We start from the raw sequence: 15,741 nt of genomic DNA on the forward strand, positions 1-15,741 counted from the left end.
GCTAGCCCTGGCGCAGGTACTCCGTGGGCGGGCGGCCCAGCACGCGCCGGAACATCGTGGAAAACGCGGCCGGGCCCTGGTAGCCGAAATCCAGCGCGATGGCGGTGACGGGCGCGCCCGAAGCCAGCCGCGACAGCGCCAGCACCACGCAGGCGCGCTGGCGCCATTCCGAAAACGCCATGCCGGTCTGCTCGCGGAAATGGCGGCTGAAAGTGCGCGGGCTCATGTGCAGGCGATCGGCCCAGGCCTGCGGCGCGGCGCGCGCGTCGGGCGCGGCGATGAACGCCCGGCACAGGGCCGCCAGGCGTTCGTCGGGCGGCAGCGGGATATGCAGGGGCAGCACCGGGGCGCGCTCGACCTCGTGCAGCAGCAAGGCCGCCAGCGCGCCGTCCCGCCCGGCGCGGTCGTAGTCGGCGGGCATGTCCACCGCGTCCATCAGCAACTGCCGCAGCAGCGGCGACACCTCGATCACTTCGCAGGCCCGCCCGTCCGCGCGCGCCGCCCCCGGTTCGATGTAGGCGCTGCGCGTGCTGACGCCCAGCATGCGGACCTCGTGCGTCACGCCCGCCGGGATCCACACGGCGCGCTGCGGCGGCACCACCCAGTTGCCGTCGCGGGTGGCGACCTGCATGACGCCCGTGGCGCCGTACAGCAACTGGGCCCGGCGGTGCGCGTGGGCGGGCAGCAGTTGGCCGGGCGGGTAGTCGTTGCCGATGGCGACGACGGGGCGGTCCAGGTGGTCGTAGCGGTCGATGTGGGCGTTGCGCATGGCGCTTGCGCCGCCTGCGGGCGGCGGATGCTGTGGCCGAAATGCGAACATTATTGTCCGATCCTCGAAAGCGAGCCAGCCCCCACGGCCGTATCGTGACGGTTTCCCTGGAAGGACGGGCGGCATGGTTTATCTGGTTCTGGCTTTTTTCGGTTGCCTCAGCGGCGTGACGACCGTGCTGTTCGGCTTCGGCGGCGGCTTTGTCGTGGTGCCCGTGCTATACGGCGTGCTGACCGCGACCCACGGCGCGCAGGACGCCATCGGGCAATCGGCCATGCACATCGCGGTGGCCACCTCCACCTGCGTCATGATCGTCAATTCCGTCGCGGCCACGCGCAAGCACCAGCGCGCGGGCAACATCCTGCGCGCCTATGTCTGGCCGCTGGCGGCCTTCATCGCGGCGGGCGCCCTGCTGGGCGCGCTGGCCGCCACCTGGGCCAGCGGCGGGCTGGTGCGCAACGCCTTCATCGCCTACCTGGGCGTGACCATCCTGGACTGCCTGCTGCGCCAGGGCTTCATGGCGCAGGGCGACGCGCGCCCGCGCCCCCTGGGCCCGGGCGTGCTGGTGGGCGGCGGCGTGGCCATCGGCGCGATCGCCGCGTTCCTGGGCGTCGGCGGCAGCGTCATGACGGTGCCGCTGCTGCGGCGCCGGGGCCTGCCCATGTCCAAGGCGGCCGCGATGGCCAATCCGCTGACGCTGCCCGTCGCCATCGCCGGGACGCTGGCCTACATGGCGGCGGCCCGCGGCCTGTCCGAGGCCCTGGCGCCCTGGATCGTCGGCTATGTGGACCTGCTGGCCTTCGCCGCGCTGGCGCTGGGCTCGCTGGCGGGCATCCGCCTGGCGGCGCCGCTGATCCCCCGCATCCCCGACCGCCTGCACGCCCGCGTCTACGTGCTGCTGCTGGCGCTGGTGATGCTGAGCATGCTGGCCGTCTAGGCCCCGCAAGCCGAACACCTAAGGAAACATCGCGGCCAGCAGCGACTACGAAAGCGCGCAAAACGTTTCCGGCCCGCCCGCGGGGCCGCCCTCCCGGGCCGCGCGCGCGTCCCGTGGCCTGCCGACACAGGAAAACACATCGCGAAACTTGCCCCTGGACCGGCCGGCTCGTCATCATGGCCAGACATTCAACCGGAACAAGGAGGTTTCATGCAGCGTTCCACTTACGCATTCCTATCCGCCGCCCTGCTGACGACGGTGCTGTCCGGTGCCCCCGCCCTTGCCCAACAGGCCGGCCAGGCGCAGCAGCAGATGGCGCCCCCGGCCGCGGTGCAACCGACCGACCAGCAGCTACAGCGCTACGCGGCGGCCTCGCAGAAGATATCCGGCGTCGTGGACGAATACCGTCCCAAGGTCGACGCCGCCAAGACGGACGAAGCCAAGCAGAAGGTCGTCCAGGAAGCGGACGCCAAAATGGTGCAACTGGTCCGCGCGGACGGCCTGAGCGTCGAGGAATTCAATGGCATCGGCCAGGCCGTGCAACAGGATCCCCAGCTCAAGCAGCGCGTGATGAACCTGAGCAAGGGCGGCCCCGCCGCCCAGTAATGCCGCCGCAGCCCCCCGCCGCGGCAAGCGCCACCCGCCCTCGGGCGCGTGGCGTCTTTTTTTGGTTATCCTACTTCCGTTTCCTTCCCGAAAGCCCTGTCCAAGGAGCGCGGAATCTTGACCCCGGATCTCACTCTCTATGACCTGGCGGGCGCCGACCCGTCGCTGCGCTTCAGCCCGCACTGCTGGAAGACGCGCATGGCGCTGGCCCACAAGGGCCTGTCCGCCGACACCGTGCCCTGGCGCTTCACCGAGAAAGAAGCGATCGACTTTTCCGGCCAGAAGCTGGTGCCGGTGCTAGTGCACGGCACGCACGTGGTCAGCGATTCATGGCAGATCGCCTGTTACCTCGAGGACACCTTCCCCGAACGGCCTTCGCTGTTCGGCGGCGCGGGCGGACGCGCGCTGAGCCTGTTCGCGAATTCCTGGGCCGACACCACGCTGGTGCCGCCCCTGGCCCGCCTGCTGCTGCCCGGCATCCATGGCCTGATCCACGACAAGGACAAGGACTACTTCCGCGCGACGCGCGAAAAGCGCTTCGGCAAGCTGGAGGACCTGCCCGCGGGCTACGAAGCGCAGATCGCGGCGCTGCGCGCGGCGCTCCTGCCGCTGCGGCAGACGCTGGCCAGGCAGCCCTGCCTGGCGGGCGAGCGGCCCGCCTACGCGGACTATGCGGTATTCGGCATGTTCATGTGGGCCCGCTGCACCAGCCCCCTGGAACTGCTGGCCGCGGACGACCCCGTCCATGCCTGGCGCGAGCGGCTGCTGGACGCCTTCGGCGGCATGGCGCGGGCCGCCCCCACAGGGCCGTTCTGACCGGCGCGGACGGCTAGAGGGTTTTCATCATGTCGGCCCCCACCTGCTGCAAGGTGGCGACAAAGCGTTTCGCGGCGGCCGACAAAGAGCGCTGCTCTTTCACCAGGATGCCGATTTCGCGCGTGGCCGCGGGCGATTGCAGCGCCACGCTGTGCAAGCGGGTGGTGTCCATCAGGCGCAGGGCCAGCTTGGGCACCGCCGCGATGCCCACGCCGGCCGCCACCATCGCCCCGACCACCGAAATGTTGTCCGCGACATAGTTGGCTTCCGGCGCCTGGCCGGAGGCCGCCAGGATCCTGTCCGTCAGCAATCGGATGCTGCTGGCCGGGCCGCTGGCGATGAAGGGCCGATCCGAAAAGGCGCTCCAGTCCACGGTCTTCCTGCGCGCCAGCGGATCGTGGCGCGGGCAGATCAACACGAAGTGCTCTTTGAGCAAAGGACTGAAGGCGACTCCCTGGGCAGGCACCGAGGGCGCGATGGAAAGGCCGATGTCCGCGCTGCCCTCCGCGACCGCCCGCGTCACCTGGCCGGCGGACACCGCCTGGATGACCAGGCGCACCTGGGGGTGGAATTCCTGGAAGGCCTGCGCCGCCTGCGGCAGAATGGCCGCCGCCACCGAAGGCAGCGCGCTGATGCTCACGCTGCCCCGCCGGCCCGCGATGAATTCGGACAGGTCGCTCAGCGAGTCGCGAAACTCCGAGAGCATTCTTTGGGCGATGGGCACCAGCTCGGCGCCGGCGTCGGTCAGCGAGACCCCGTGCCGGTCGCGATCGAACAGCTTTGCATTGAGCTTCTGCTCGGCCGCCTGCACCCGCCGGCTGAGCGCCGGCTGCGATATGCTGGCCCGCTCGGCCGCGGCGCGGAAATTGAGGGTGTCCGCCACCAACAGCACGGCTTCCAGTTCAGAGATGGTCAGTGTGAGTCTATTCACCGTGATGCGCATTGGTTATCACCGAGATATGAATATATCATTTTGAGCATTAAGAAAATATCTTCATACTGATCTCAAAGGTCCTTGCCCCCGTCCAGGCGGCGCAACGGCGGGGCTTTCCGAGACGGCACGCAGGCAACCCTGCGCAGATGGAGATGGAGCATGAAAGATCCCCGCACGCGGCTTCGCGTAGGAGTGGGCGCGGGCATGGCGGACGACCGCGTGGGGCCGGCGATCGCGCTGCTCGAGCAATGCGAGCTGGACTACCTGGTGTGCGAATGCCTGGCCGAGCGCACCATTGCGCGCGAAACGCTCGCGCGCCAGCATGACGACAAGCTGGGCTTCAATCCCATGCTGGCCGAACGCATGCGCAGTTTCCTGCCCTTGTGCCGCGAAAAAGGCGTGCGGCTGGTCTCCAACATGGGCGCGGCCAATCCGGTCGGCGCCGCGCAAGCCGCGCTGGCCATCGGCCGGTCCCTGGGTTGGCAGGACCTGAAGTGCGCCGCGATCGTGGGCGACGACGTCGCCGACCGCCTGCGCGGGCATCCCGAGCTTCAGCTCCGCGAGCGCAAGCTCCCGCTGGAAGAGATACTGCCCAGGCTGGCTTCCGCGAACGCCTACCTGGGCGCCGACACGGTGCGCGACGCACTGGCCACCGGCGCGCACGTCGTGCTGTCGGGCCGCGTCGCGGACCCCTCGCTGTTTCTGGGCGTGGCCATGCACCACCATGGCTGGGCCCATGACGATCTGCCGCGCATGGCGGCCGGCACCATCATGGGACATCTGCTGGAATGCTCGGCCCAGGTGACCGGCGGATACTTCGCCGACCCGGGCAGGAAGGAAGTGCCGCGGCTGGCCGAGCTGCCCTATCCCTACGCGGATATCTACGGCGACGGCGAACTCCACATCGCCAAGCCCGACGGATCCGGCGGCCGGCTCGACCGCATGACCTGCACCGAGCAGGCGCTCTATGAAATACACGACCCGCGCGCCTATATCACGCCGGACTGCGTGCTCAGCCTGGACGGGCTCTCGTTCGAGGAACTGACGCCCGACCGCGTCGCCGTGCGCGGCGCGAACGCCCGCGCGCGCACCGACACCTACAAAGTCGTCGTGGGCTATGCCGATGGCTGGATAGGCGCCGGCGAAGTGGCGTACGCCGGCCTCAATGCCGTGGCGCGGGCGCAACTGGCCGCCCGGATCGTCCAGGAACGCTTCAGGCTCGACGGCGGCACGGCCACCGAATTCCAGGTCGATCTCATCGGCATGAGCAGCCTGCATGGCGACCGCCCGCGGGCCTCGTCCGAAGACCCTTACGAAGTCCGCCTGCGCATTGCGGCGCGCTGCCCCGACAAGAAGAGCGCCCACCTGCTGGGCGACCATGTGCGCCAACTGAATATGCAAGGCCCCTACGGCGCGGGCGGCCCGGTCAACCTGGGCGCGAAGGAAGTCATCGCGGTGGACTCGGTCCTGATTCCCAGGAACTGGGTCACGCCCCAAGTGATCACGGTAGGAGCATAGGCATGGGAACACTGGTTTACGACTTGGCCCACGCGCGTTCCGGCGACAAAGGCAATACCTCGAACGTCGCGGTCATCGCCTACGACGAATCCGCCTGGCAAGTGCTGCGCAGGGAATTGACGGCCGAGCGCGTGAGGCAGGCCTATGCGCACCTGGGAGCGGGCCCGGTGCAGCGCTACGAGATCGAAAGCCTCAGGGCGCTCAACTTCGTCATCCAGGACGTGCTGGCCGGCGGCGTGACGCGGTCCCTGCGGCTGGATCCCCATGGCAAGGCGCTCAGTTCGCTCATCCTGGGCATCGAACTGCCCGGCAACCCTCAGTAATCCTGGAAATCCCGAGGTGTATCCATGTACCCACCCGCAGAGAATCTCGGCACCGACGTCTACGCCCGGCTGCCCGACTCGCTCTACCTGACCGACGAGCCCTCTTCCTGGCTGGCCGCGCGCCACGTCAAGATGCATTCCTTTCTGGAAGGGCCGTCATTCGACCGCGCAGGCAATCTGTGGTGCGTGGATCTTGCGCACGGACGCATCCTGCGCGTGGACCCGGCGGGAAACTTCGAGGTCGTGATCCGCTACGAAGGCGAACCCAACGGGCTGAAGATCCACCGCGACGGCCGCATTTTCGTGGCCGACCACCTGCATGGCCTCATGCTGCTGGATCCGCGGGCACGGACGATCAAGCCCTATTTGCAGCATGCGATGCGCGAGGGCCTCAGGGGACTGAACGATCTGTTCTTCGCGTCCAACGGCGACCTGTACTTCACCGACCAGGGCGAAAGCGCGCTTGAAAATCCGACCGGACGGGTCTTCCGGCTGCGCGCCGACGGCAAGACCGTGGACCTGTTGATGGACGGCCTGGCCGGGCCCAACGGGCTGGTGCTCAATCGGGCCGAGAACGTGCTCTACGTCGCCATCACGCACGACAACGCGATCTACGCGCTGCGGCTGGAGCCGGACGGCAGGATGAAAAAGGCCAGCCGCTACATCCAGTTGTCGGGCAGCACGGCGGGGCCCGACGGCCTGGCCATCGACGAGGCCGGGAACCTAGCGGTCGTGCATGCCCAGGCCGGCACTGTCTGGCTTTTCAGCCCGCTGGGCGAACCGCTGTACCGCATCCGTTCCTGCGCGGGCCTGCGCACCACCAATGTGGCGTTCGGCGGCCCCGACCGCCGCACGCTGTACATCACCGAAGCGGAACAGGGCGTCATCCTGCGCGCCCAGATGCCGCAGCCCGGCAAGCTCATGTATTCCCACACGAATTAAAGCCAACGCATCGGCAAGGAGACAACATCATGACGATATCCAGACTGCTCGCGGGCCTGGCCCTGGGGGCGACCGCCACCTTCGCCGCCGCCCAGACGGCCGCGCCATCCTATCCCGACCGGCCTATCCGCCTGATCGCCACCTATGGCCCGGGAAGCTCCATCGACATCATCGCCCGGCTCGTCGCGAAGTCCCTGTCCGAGCAGATGGGCCAGCCGGTCATCGTCGAAAACAAGCCCGGCGCGGGCGGCGACCTGGGCACCGACATCATCGCCAAGTCGCCCAAGGATGGCTACACCATCGGCTTCGCGTCCGCCGGGCCGATCACCGTCAATCCGAACGTCCGCAAGCGCATGCCCTACGATCCGGCCAAGGACCTCGCGCCCGTCGCGCTGGTGGCCACCGGACCCAATGTGATCCTGGTCAATCCCTCGCTGCCGGTGAACACCCTTCAGGAATTGATCGGCTACATCAAGGCCAACCCGGACAAGGTCAGCTACGCCTCGGCCGGCATGGGCACCAGCAATCACATCGCGGGCGAACTGTTCCAGCACTACTCGCACACCAAGATATTGCACGTCCCCTACAAGGGCAACAGCGACGCCGTCACCGACACGCTGGGCGGGCGCACGCAGATGGTCATCAGCGGCCTGCCTCCCATCCTGTCCTTCGTCAAATCCGGCAGACTGCGCGCCTTGGCGGTGGCCGACGTGAAGCGCTCCCCCATGCTGCCCGACGTGCCCACGATCGCCGAGGCGGGCTTGCCGGGCGCGGAAAGCGTGGCGTGGTACGGCATCGTGGCGCCGGCCGGCACGCCGGTGGAAATCCTGGATCGCCTGAACGCGGAGATCGCCAAGGCGGTGCACGATCCCGACGTGCAGCAGAAGTTCGCCACGCTGGGCATCGCGGCGGCCTCGGACAGCCGGCAGGAGTTCGGCAAGCGCATGGCGGACGAATCCGCCCGCTTCAAGGAACTGTTCTCGCAGATCGACCTGGTCATGGACTGACCGGGCCACACACACACCGAACAAGGTAACCGGATGCCACGCACTGTTCTCATCACTGGCGCCAGCGGGCTGGTCGGCACCGCCGCCATCGACGCGTTCCTCGATGAAGGCTGGGAAGTCATCGCCGTTTCCCGCCGGCGCCCCGAAGTCTTCAGCCAAAAGCCGTTCACCCATTTGTCGGTGGACTTGCGGGACGCCGACGCCAGCCGCGCCTGCTTCAGCGCGCTGGCCCAGGTGACGCATGTGGTGTATGCCGCCGTCTACGAAAAGCCCGGCCTGATCGCGGGCTGGCAGGACGCCGACCAGATGTCCACCAATCTGGAGATGATCAAGAACGTCATCGAGCCGCTGGGCCGGGCCGCCCGGCTGCGGCACGTGACCCTGCTCCAGGGCACGAAGGCCTACGGCGTGCACCTGCATCCCATCCGCATTCCCGCGCGGGAGCGCGAGCCGCGCGACGATCATCCGAACTCCTATTGGTTCCAGGAGGACTACATCAAGGAGAAGGCCGCCGAGCTTGGATTCGGCTGGACCATCTTCCGCCCCGCCATCGTGGTGGGGCCCAATGTGGGGGTGGCCATGAATACCGTGCCCATCATCGGCGTCTATGCGTCGCTGTGCCGCGCGGAAGGCCAGCCGTTCTGCTATCCCGGCCACATCGCCTTTCCCCGCGAAGCCGTGGATGTGCGCCTGATCGGCAATGCCGCCGCGTGGGCGGCGGACACGCCCGCGGCCTGGGGCGAACATTACAACCTGACCAACGGGGAAGTCTTCAGTTGGCGCGATCTCTGGCCCGGCCTGGCGGATTTCTTTCACCTCGAATCCGGCCCGGACCGGCCGGTCCGGCTGGCGCAATACCTGCCCAGCCGCGCGCAACGCTGGTCGGAACTCGTGCGGGAGCACGGCCTGAGGCCCCTGAGCATGGACGAGATACTGGGGCAGTCCCATTTTTCGGCGGATGCCCGGTTCGGCTACGGCCTGAAGGAAATGCCCCCGCCGGCTTTTGTCAGCACAGTCAAGATCAAGCAGGCGGGCTTTACCCAGACCTTCGACACGGAGCGATCCGTCAAGCACTGGCTGGGCGTGCTCATGGACCGGAAGATCATCCCCCGGGCCTGAGGCACCGCGCGGGCCCGGCGGAAGATCAGGCCTTCAGCCGGTAGCCCGTCTTGAAAATCCAGCGCACTCCCAGCAGGCAGGCCAGCAGGAAACCCAGCGTCATGCCCACGCTGATGCCCACGCTGACGTCGGCCACCCCGTAGAACGCCCAGCGGAAGCCGCTGACGAGGTACACGACCGGATTGAACAGCGTGACGGCCTGCCAGAACGGGGGCAGCATCTTGATGGAATAGAAGGTGCCGCCCAGGAAGGTCAGAGGCGTGATGATCATCAGCGGAATGATCTGCAGCCTTTCAAAGCCGTCGGCGCAGATCCCGATGATGAAGCCGAACAGGCTGAACGTCACCGAGGTAAGCACCAGGAACGCCAGCATCCAGACCGGATGCGCCACGTGGAAGTCCACGAACAGCCGCGCCGTGGCCAGCATGATCAGCCCCAGGACGATGGACTTGCTGGCGGCGGCCCCGACGTAGCCCATGACGATCTCCACATAGGAGATGGGCGCCGAGTGGATTTCGTAGATGGTCCCGGAAAAGCGCGGCATGTAGATGCCGAAGGACGCGTTGGCGATGCTCTGCGTCAGCAGCGACAGCATGATCATGCCCGGCACGATGAAGGCGCCGTAGCTCACGCCGTCGATCTCCACCATGTGCGAGCCGATGGCGGAGCCGAACACCACGAAATACAGCGACGTGGAAATCACCGGCGACAGCACGCTCTGCATCAGCGTGCGCCACGCGCGGGCCATTTCGAACAGGTAGATAGCGCGGATGGCGTAGAAATTCATGATTGACCGTGCACCAGGCTGACAAAGATATCTTCGAGCGAGCTTTCCGATGAATTCAGGTCCGTGAATTCGATCTCCAGCCTGCCCAGCTCGTGCAGCAGCCGCGAAATCTCGCCGCCGCCCTGGTTGTCGTAGGTATAGACCAGCCTGTGGCCGTCGGCCGACAGGTCCAGTTGGAAGCCTTCCAGCACCGTCGGGATGCCGGGCAGCGGCGACTTCAGGGTCAGCGCCAGTTGGCGCTTGCCCAGCTTTTTCATCAGCGCGTGCTTTTCCTCGACCAGGATGATCTCGCCCTTGCGGATCACGCCGATCCGGTCGGCCATTTCCTGGGCTTCCTCGATGTAGTGCGTGGTCAGGATGATGGTGACGCCGCTTTCGCGCAGCCGCCGCACCATTTCCCACATGCCGCGCCGCAATTCGACGTCCACCCCGGCGGTGGGCTCGTCCAGGAACAGGATGGCGGGCTCGTGCGACAGCGCCTTGGCGATCATGACCCGGCGCTTCATCCCGCCCGACAGCGCCATGATGCGGCTGTCCTTCTTGTCCCACAGGGACAGGTCGCGCAGCACCTTTTCGATGTAGGCGTGGTCGGTCGGCTTGCCGAACAGGCCGCGGCTGAAATTGACGGTATTCCAGACGGTCTCGAACGCGTCCGTGGAGATTTCCTGCGGCACCAGCCCGATCTTGGCCCGCGCCGCGCGGAACTCGGACACGATGTCATGGCCGTCGGCCAGCACCTTGCCCGCGGTGGGGTTGACGATGCCGCAGATGATGCTGATCAGCGTCGTCTTGCCCGCGCCGTTCGGCCCGAGCAGGGCGAAGATTTCGCCGCGCCGGATATCCAGGTTTACATTCTTGAGCGCCTGGAAACCCGAAGCGTACCGCTTGGATAAGTCCTGGATTGAAATGACCGGTTGCACGCACGCCCCCAACTTGATCGACAGCCAGGGATTTTACCCGTCACACCGCTGCCGCTTGTTTGGCGGGGCGGAACAGTGTGTTTTGGAAATAGCTGGCGGAGGCAGCGGCGGCGCGCGGGGCAGGCAAGTGTCAGACACCTGCGCCTGAGGCGGCGGGGCGCGGCGCAGGCAAGTGTCAGACACCCCGACGAGATGACGGAACGGTTTGCAAAGGTGTAGCCGGGTGTCTGACACTCGGGGGAGACGGCATTGCCGCCCCGATTGGTGTCAGACACCCCGATGCGCTGCTTCAAGCCCGTAGCTCCTTGCCGTACGGGTGTCAGACACCTGCGCCTGAGGCGGCGCGCGGGGCAGGCAAGTGTCAGACACCCATACGAGATGACGGCACGGCTTGCAGAGGTGTAGCCGGGTGTCTGACACCCGGGGGAGACGGCATTGCCGCCCCGATTGGTGTCAGACACCCCGCTACGCTGCTTCAAGCCCGTCGCTCCTTGCCGTACGGGTGTCAGACACCTGCGCCTGAGGCGGCGCGCGGGGGTAGGCAAGTGTCAGACACCCCTACGAGATGACGGCACGGCTTACAGAGGTGTAGCCGGGTGTCTGACACCCCCGGGGGAAACGCTATCGCCACCCCGATTGGTGTCTGACACCCCGATGCGCTGCTTCAAGCCCGTCGCCCCTTGCCGTACGGGTGTCAGACACCCGCGCCTACAACGGACGGCGCGCGCTGCTGCGCCGTATACTTACGCGTTGCGCGTACCGCGCCGTTTTTGCACCAGAGGTTTACCCGTGAGCGTCCTGCCCGCCTGTCCGAAATGCCAGTCCGAATTCACCTATGAAGACAGCGGCGTCTACATCTGCCCCGAATGCGCGCACGAATGGCCGCCGCAGGCGGCCGAAGCCGCCGAGGAAGCCCGGGTCTACCGCGATTCGGCCGGCAACGTGCTTCAGGACGGCGACACCGTCACCGTCATCAAGGACCTGAAGCTCAAGGGCTCCGGCGGCGTGATCAAGATGGGAACCAAGGTCAAGGGCATCCGGCTGGTCGATGGCGACCACGACATCGACTGCAAGATCGACGGCTTCGGCCCCATGAGCCTCAAGTCGGAATTCGTCAAGAAGGTCTAGGGCCCCGGGCGCGTGGCGGAAACCCGCCGCGCGCCGCTACAGGTCTTCGTCTTCCTCGGGCTTGGGCATCAGGTAGGCCGTGAGCGTGCTGGACAGTCCGGCCATCACCCACAGCACGAAGAACGACACGGTGTAGAAGCCCGTGCGCCCTGTCGGAACGTGGCCGAAGATCGCCACGTCCAGGGGGTCGATCAGGGCGAATATCAGCGCGCTCCCCGCCGCGGCCGCCAGGAACGACGGCCACAGTATCCACATCAACGATCGCAAGCCCATCTGTGCACTCCCCCGTTTACGGATTGGCGTTCGGCGCGGCCTGCTCGATGACCAGGCCGCGCTTGACGACGCCCTCCTGGATCGGCTGGTTGCTGAAGTTCGTGAACGCGAAATAGATCGTGACGAAGCAGCCGACCATGGCCGCGAAGGGCCCGGCCATCAGGATCCAGGGCCAGGGTTCACGGTACCAGGGTTTGGCGGGCTTCGCGGGTTGGGCGGCGTTCATGGACATATCCTTTTCAGTGCTTACTCGGGGACGTAGAAGCTGGCGGCTTCGTCGGTTTCGATCTGGCGGTTCTCGCCGTCCTGGCCGCGCGCGCGCAGCGTGATGGCGTGGGCGCCGGGCTGCGAACCGGCCGGGGCGCGGATCACCATCGGCACCAGCTTGTTGGCCGCGGGCTCCACGTCGACCGTGTCGGAACCCTGCTGGCCGGCCAGCACGGCCAGGCCCGCCATGCCCTCGGCCGACAGGCGCAGGTGCATGGGCTGGTCGGACGTGTTGATGATCTGGAGCCGGTAGACGTTCTCGATCAGGCCTCCGGCCACCTCGCGTCCCAGCGCGCCACGGTCGCGGATGACGTCGACGCGCAGGGGGTTGCGCATGGCCAGCGACACGACGAACGCGACCGCCAGCCCCAGGATCAGCGTGCCGTAGATCAATACGCGCGGACGCAACAGGTGGGACCGCGCGCTCTTGGCGGACAGGCCGTCGAGCATCGCGCGTTCCGAGGTGTACCGGATCAGCCCCGGTTCGTACTGCATCTTGTCCATGACCTGTTCGCAGGCGTCGATACAGGCGCCGCAGCCGATGCACATGTATTGCAGGCCGTCGCGGATGTCGATGCCCGTCGGACAGACCTGCACGCACAGGCTGCAATCGACGCAATCGCCCATCCCCGCCGCCTTGTGGTCGATCTTGCGCGAGCGCCCGCCCCTGGGGTCGCCGCGGCGCTTGTCGTAGGTGACCACGAAGGTGTCCGGGTCCACCATCACGCTCTGGAAACGCGCGTAGGGGCACATGTACTTGCACACCGATTCGCGCATAAAACCGGCGTTGCCCCAGGTGGCGAAGCCGTAGAACAGCATCCAGAACCACTGCCACGGCCCCAGTTGCAAGGCGTAGAGTTCGTGGCCCAGTTCGCGGATGGGCGCGAAGTAGCCGATGAAAGTGGAGCCGGTCCACCATGCCAGCGCGATCCACAGGAAATGCTTGGTCAGCTTCAGGCGCGCCTTGTGCCAGGACCATGGCGATTCGTCCAGGCGGATGCGCGCGACGCGGTCGCCTTCGACCTTGCGCTCGATCCACATGAAGATTTCGGTGTAGACGGTCTGCGGACAGGCGTAGCCGCAGAACAGGCGCCCCGCCACCGCGGTGAACAGGAACAGCGCCAGCGCGGAAATGACCAGCAGCACCGCCAGGTAGACGACGTCCTGCGGCCACAGCACCAGGCCGAAGAGATAGAACTTGCGCGCGCCCAGGTCGAACAGCACCGCCTGGCGCCCGTTCCACTGGAGCCAGGGCAGGCCGTAGAAAATCAGTTGCGTGGCAAAGACAAACGCGATGCGCCAGCGGGCGAAGATGCCGCTGACGGATCGCGGATAGATCTTGCTGCGCACACCCGCCAGCGTCTGTTCCAGGGTCTCCTGGCCGGGACGCGGCGGCCTCACATGCGGCCGCCAGGGCGGCGGGTCACCGCCAGGCGAATTGCCGACGCTTGCGGTTGACCCATCTTCCATTTGCTGCTCCCTGCTGTAAGTCCAATCGATATGGGGGCGCTTTCGCGCCCCTATCCAAGCGCCGCGGATGCCTTTACTTCGCCGCCTCGGCCGATGCCTGGGGCGCCGCGTCGGGCTTGTTCGACAAGCCCCAGACCCATGCCGTCAGGATCTTGATCTGCTCGGGCGACAGGATGTCCTGGTGCGCGGGCATGCGGTTGTCGCGGCCGTCCAGAATCGTCTTCACGATGGTGGCCTCGGAACTGCCGTAGAGCCAGACGTCGTCCGTCAGGTTGGGCGCGCCCAGCGCCTGGTTGCCCTTGCCGTCGACGCCGTGACAGGCGACGCAGAAGTTGGCGAACTCGCGCTTGCCGCGGAACACGCGGACCGGATCGGCGGTCAGGCCGGACAGCGAACGCACGTACTGCGCGATGTCGCCGGCCGTCTTGGCGTCGATCGCCGCCTTCCACGGAGGCATCACGCCGATGCGACCCTGGGTGATGGTCTGCGTGATGGCTTCCGGAGAGCCGCCGTGCAGCCAGTCGCCGTCCGCCAGGTTGGGGAAGCTGGGGCCGCCCTTGGCGTCGGAGCCGTGGCACTGCGCGCAGGTATTCAGGAACAGGCGCTGGCCGATTTCGCGGGCGCCCGGATCCTGGGCGATCTGCGGAATGTCCATGGTCTCGAAACGCGCGTAGATCGGGCGGACGGCCTCGGCCATCTTGGCCTGCTGCTGCGCGACTTCCTGCGTGCTGCTGTAGCCCAACTGGCCCTTGTACTCGCCCAGGCCGGGCATGAAGAACAGGTAGCCCAGCGCGAAGGCGCAGGCCAGCAGGTACATCCAGGTCCACCAGCCCGGCACCGGGTTGTTGAGCTCGGTCAGGTCGCCGTCCCAGACGTGGCCCGTGTCCTCGACCTGGCCGTTGGCCGGCTTGGTGTTGAGCCAGCGGCGCTGCGTGTACAGCAGCCAGACGCACCAGAGCACGCCGCCCACGGCGACGATCGAGATGAAATACCCCCAAAAGCCATTAACGAAATCGCTCATGACCGATTCGCTCCATCTTGTTGTCCCGGCCCGAATTCATCGGGCAGTGCGAACGGCAGCATGGCCGATTCGCGGTTGGCGCCCTGGCGGCCGCGCGAGCAGGCCCACCAGACGATGCCGAAGAATGTCGCCATCGAGATGGCGGTGACGATTGCGCTCAGGTAGCCCAGCATGATCAGCCTCCCGTGGCGGCCGGCGCGGCCGGCTGCTCGGCGGACTGGGCCGCCTTCTTGGCCGCTTCCGCCTGTTTCGCCTGCTCGGCCTGCTTGGCCTTGCGCATGCCGACGCCCAGGCCCTGCAGGTAGGCGACCAGCGCGTCTTCCTCGGTCTTGCCTTCGATGGCCTTGGGCGCGGCGGCGATTTCCTCGTCCGTGTAAGGCACGCCCAGCGTGCGCAGGGCGCGCATGCGCTGGTCCACGTTCTCGCCGGTGATGACCGTCTTTTCCAGCCAGGGATAGGCGGGCATGTTGGATTCCGGCACCACCTTGCGCGGATCGCGCAGGTGGATGCGGTGCCAGTCGTCGGAGTAGCGTTCGCCCACGCGCGCCAGGTCGGGACCCGTGCGCTTGGAACCCCACAGGAACGGATGGTCGAAGACCGATTCCGCCGCGACCGAGTACGAACCGTAGCGCTGCACTTCCGCAGCCAGCACCCGCACCTGCTGCGAGTGACAGCCGACGCAGCCTTCGCGGATATAGATGTCGCGGCCCATCAGCCGCAGCGGGCTGTAGGGCTCGACGCCCGCGACGGTCTGGGTCGTGCTGTGCTGGAAGAACAGCGGAACGATCTGGACCAGGCCCGCGAAGGACACCACCAGGATGCTGGCGATGATCATCCAGCCGATGTTCTTCTCGAGCGTTTCGTGAGAAAAGAAGCCGTGTTGCTTGTTGGCCATGATGTCCTC

The 15,741-nt window shown here is 66.8% G+C and carries 19 protein-coding genes; 9 read left to right on the forward strand and 10 right to left on the reverse strand.

Annotated features, from left to right (window positions below; genetic code table 11):
• Position 1: 1 nt before the first annotated feature.
• Entirely contained in the window at positions 2–769 is a 768-nt protein-coding gene (locus tag WHX56_RS24465) for an AraC family transcriptional regulator (protein ID WP_129239945.1), read from the reverse strand.
• 124 nt (positions 770–893) lie between these two features.
• Here WHX56_RS24465 and WHX56_RS24470 point away from each other — a divergent pair, with 124 nt between their 5' ends.
• From WHX56_RS24470 to WHX56_RS24480, 3 genes are all read left to right on the forward strand, one after another.
• Positions 894–1,706 (forward strand): sulfite exporter TauE/SafE family protein, encoded by an 813-nt coding sequence (locus WHX56_RS24470; protein ID WP_129239944.1) that lies wholly within the window; start codon positions 894–896, stop codon positions 1,704–1,706.
• 210 nt (positions 1,707–1,916) lie between these two features.
• A complete protein-coding gene (locus tag WHX56_RS24475) occupies positions 1,917–2,312 on the forward strand; it encodes a DUF4168 domain-containing protein (RefSeq protein ID WP_129239943.1) in 396 nt (131 codons plus the stop codon).
• Between the two features lie 117 nt (positions 2,313–2,429).
• The gene (locus WHX56_RS24480) at positions 2,430–3,128 is read left to right on the forward strand and encodes a glutathione S-transferase family protein (RefSeq protein ID WP_129239942.1); all 699 of its coding nucleotides are present in this window, start codon (positions 2,430–2,432) and stop codon (positions 3,126–3,128) included.
• Positions 3,129–3,141: 13 nt separating this feature from the next.
• Here WHX56_RS24480 and WHX56_RS24485 read toward each other — a convergent pair whose 3' ends face one another.
• Entirely contained in the window at positions 3,142–4,059 is a 918-nt protein-coding gene (locus tag WHX56_RS24485) for a LysR family transcriptional regulator (RefSeq protein ID WP_244234982.1), read from the reverse strand.
• 162 nt (positions 4,060–4,221) lie between these two features.
• Here WHX56_RS24485 and WHX56_RS24490 point away from each other — a divergent pair, with 162 nt between their 5' ends.
• Genes WHX56_RS24490 through WHX56_RS24510 form a run of 5 tightly spaced genes read left to right on the forward strand, consistent with a single transcriptional unit; the run spans position 4,222 to position 8,971 of the window.
• A complete protein-coding gene (locus WHX56_RS24490) occupies positions 4,222–5,580 on the forward strand; it encodes an acyclic terpene utilization AtuA family protein (protein ID WP_338879244.1) in 1,359 nt (452 codons plus the stop codon).
• A gap of 2 nt (positions 5,581–5,582) precedes the next feature.
• Positions 5,583–5,903: an AtuA-related protein gene (locus WHX56_RS24495; RefSeq protein WP_129239939.1), complete on the forward strand. Its 321-nt coding sequence runs from the start codon at positions 5,583–5,585 to the stop codon at positions 5,901–5,903.
• Positions 5,904–5,927: 24 nt separating this feature from the next.
• Positions 5,928–6,845 carry an SMP-30/gluconolactonase/LRE family protein gene (locus WHX56_RS24500; RefSeq protein ID WP_129239938.1) on the forward strand — a complete coding sequence of 306 codons (918 nt, stop codon included), beginning with the start codon at positions 5,928–5,930 and terminating at the stop codon, positions 6,843–6,845.
• Positions 6,846–6,874: 29 nt separating this feature from the next.
• Positions 6,875–7,852 carry a tripartite tricarboxylate transporter substrate binding protein gene (locus WHX56_RS24505; RefSeq protein ID WP_129239937.1) on the forward strand — a complete coding sequence of 326 codons (978 nt, stop codon included), beginning with the start codon at positions 6,875–6,877 and terminating at the stop codon, positions 7,850–7,852.
• Between the two features lie 33 nt (positions 7,853–7,885).
• Entirely contained in the window at positions 7,886–8,971 is a 1,086-nt protein-coding gene (locus tag WHX56_RS24510) for an SDR family oxidoreductase (RefSeq protein WP_129239936.1), read from the forward strand.
• A gap of 25 nt (positions 8,972–8,996) precedes the next feature.
• Here the strand turns inward: WHX56_RS24510 and WHX56_RS24515 are convergent, their stop codons facing one another.
• Entirely contained in the window at positions 8,997–9,758 is a 762-nt protein-coding gene (locus WHX56_RS24515) for an ABC transporter permease (RefSeq protein ID WP_129239935.1), read from the reverse strand.
• The gene (locus tag WHX56_RS24520; protein WP_338879245.1) at positions 9,755–10,678 is read right to left on the reverse strand and encodes an ABC transporter ATP-binding protein; all 924 of its coding nucleotides are present in this window, start codon (positions 10,676–10,678) and stop codon (positions 9,755–9,757) included. Before WHX56_RS24520 ends, WHX56_RS24515 begins: the two co-directional genes overlap by 4 nt.
• A 789-nt stretch (positions 10,679–11,467) precedes the next feature.
• Between WHX56_RS24520 and WHX56_RS24525 the strand changes: the two genes are divergently transcribed.
• Positions 11,468–11,806 (forward strand): zinc ribbon domain-containing protein YjdM, encoded by a 339-nt coding sequence (locus WHX56_RS24525; protein ID WP_338879246.1) that lies wholly within the window; start codon positions 11,468–11,470, stop codon positions 11,804–11,806.
• 36 nt (positions 11,807–11,842) lie between these two features.
• Here WHX56_RS24525 and WHX56_RS24530 read toward each other — a convergent pair whose 3' ends face one another.
• The 6 genes from WHX56_RS24530 to ccoO all read right to left on the reverse strand — a co-directional run bounded on the left by WHX56_RS24530 (position 11,843) and on the right by ccoO (position 15,732).
• A complete protein-coding gene (locus WHX56_RS24530; RefSeq protein WP_129239932.1) occupies positions 11,843–12,079 on the reverse strand; it encodes a hypothetical protein in 237 nt (78 codons plus the stop codon).
• Between the two features lie 16 nt (positions 12,080–12,095).
• Positions 12,096–12,305, reverse strand: a complete 210-nt coding sequence (locus WHX56_RS24535) for a FixH family protein (protein WP_129239931.1) — start codon at positions 12,303–12,305, stop codon at positions 12,096–12,098.
• Positions 12,306–12,325: 20 nt separating this feature from the next.
• Positions 12,326–13,816 (reverse strand): cytochrome c oxidase accessory protein CcoG, encoded by a 1,491-nt coding sequence (gene ccoG, locus WHX56_RS24540; RefSeq protein WP_129239930.1) that lies wholly within the window; start codon positions 13,814–13,816, stop codon positions 12,326–12,328.
• Between the two features lie 73 nt (positions 13,817–13,889).
• On the reverse strand, positions 13,890–14,837 hold the full coding sequence (gene ccoP / locus WHX56_RS24545) for a cytochrome-c oxidase, cbb3-type subunit III (RefSeq protein ID WP_338879247.1): 948 nt from the start codon (positions 14,835–14,837) through the stop codon (positions 13,890–13,892).
• A complete protein-coding gene (locus WHX56_RS24550) occupies positions 14,834–15,010 on the reverse strand; it encodes a cbb3-type cytochrome oxidase subunit 3 (protein ID WP_129239928.1) in 177 nt (58 codons plus the stop codon). Before WHX56_RS24550 ends, ccoP begins: the two co-directional genes overlap by 4 nt.
• A gap of 2 nt (positions 15,011–15,012) precedes the next feature.
• A complete protein-coding gene (gene ccoO, locus WHX56_RS24555; protein WP_129239927.1) occupies positions 15,013–15,732 on the reverse strand; it encodes a cytochrome-c oxidase, cbb3-type subunit II in 720 nt (239 codons plus the stop codon).
• Positions 15,733–15,741: the final 9 nt, after the last annotated feature.

The organism is Achromobacter veterisilvae, from assembly GCF_037619525.1.
Classification (GTDB): Bacteria; Pseudomonadota; Gammaproteobacteria; order Burkholderiales; family Burkholderiaceae_B; genus Achromobacter; species Achromobacter veterisilvae.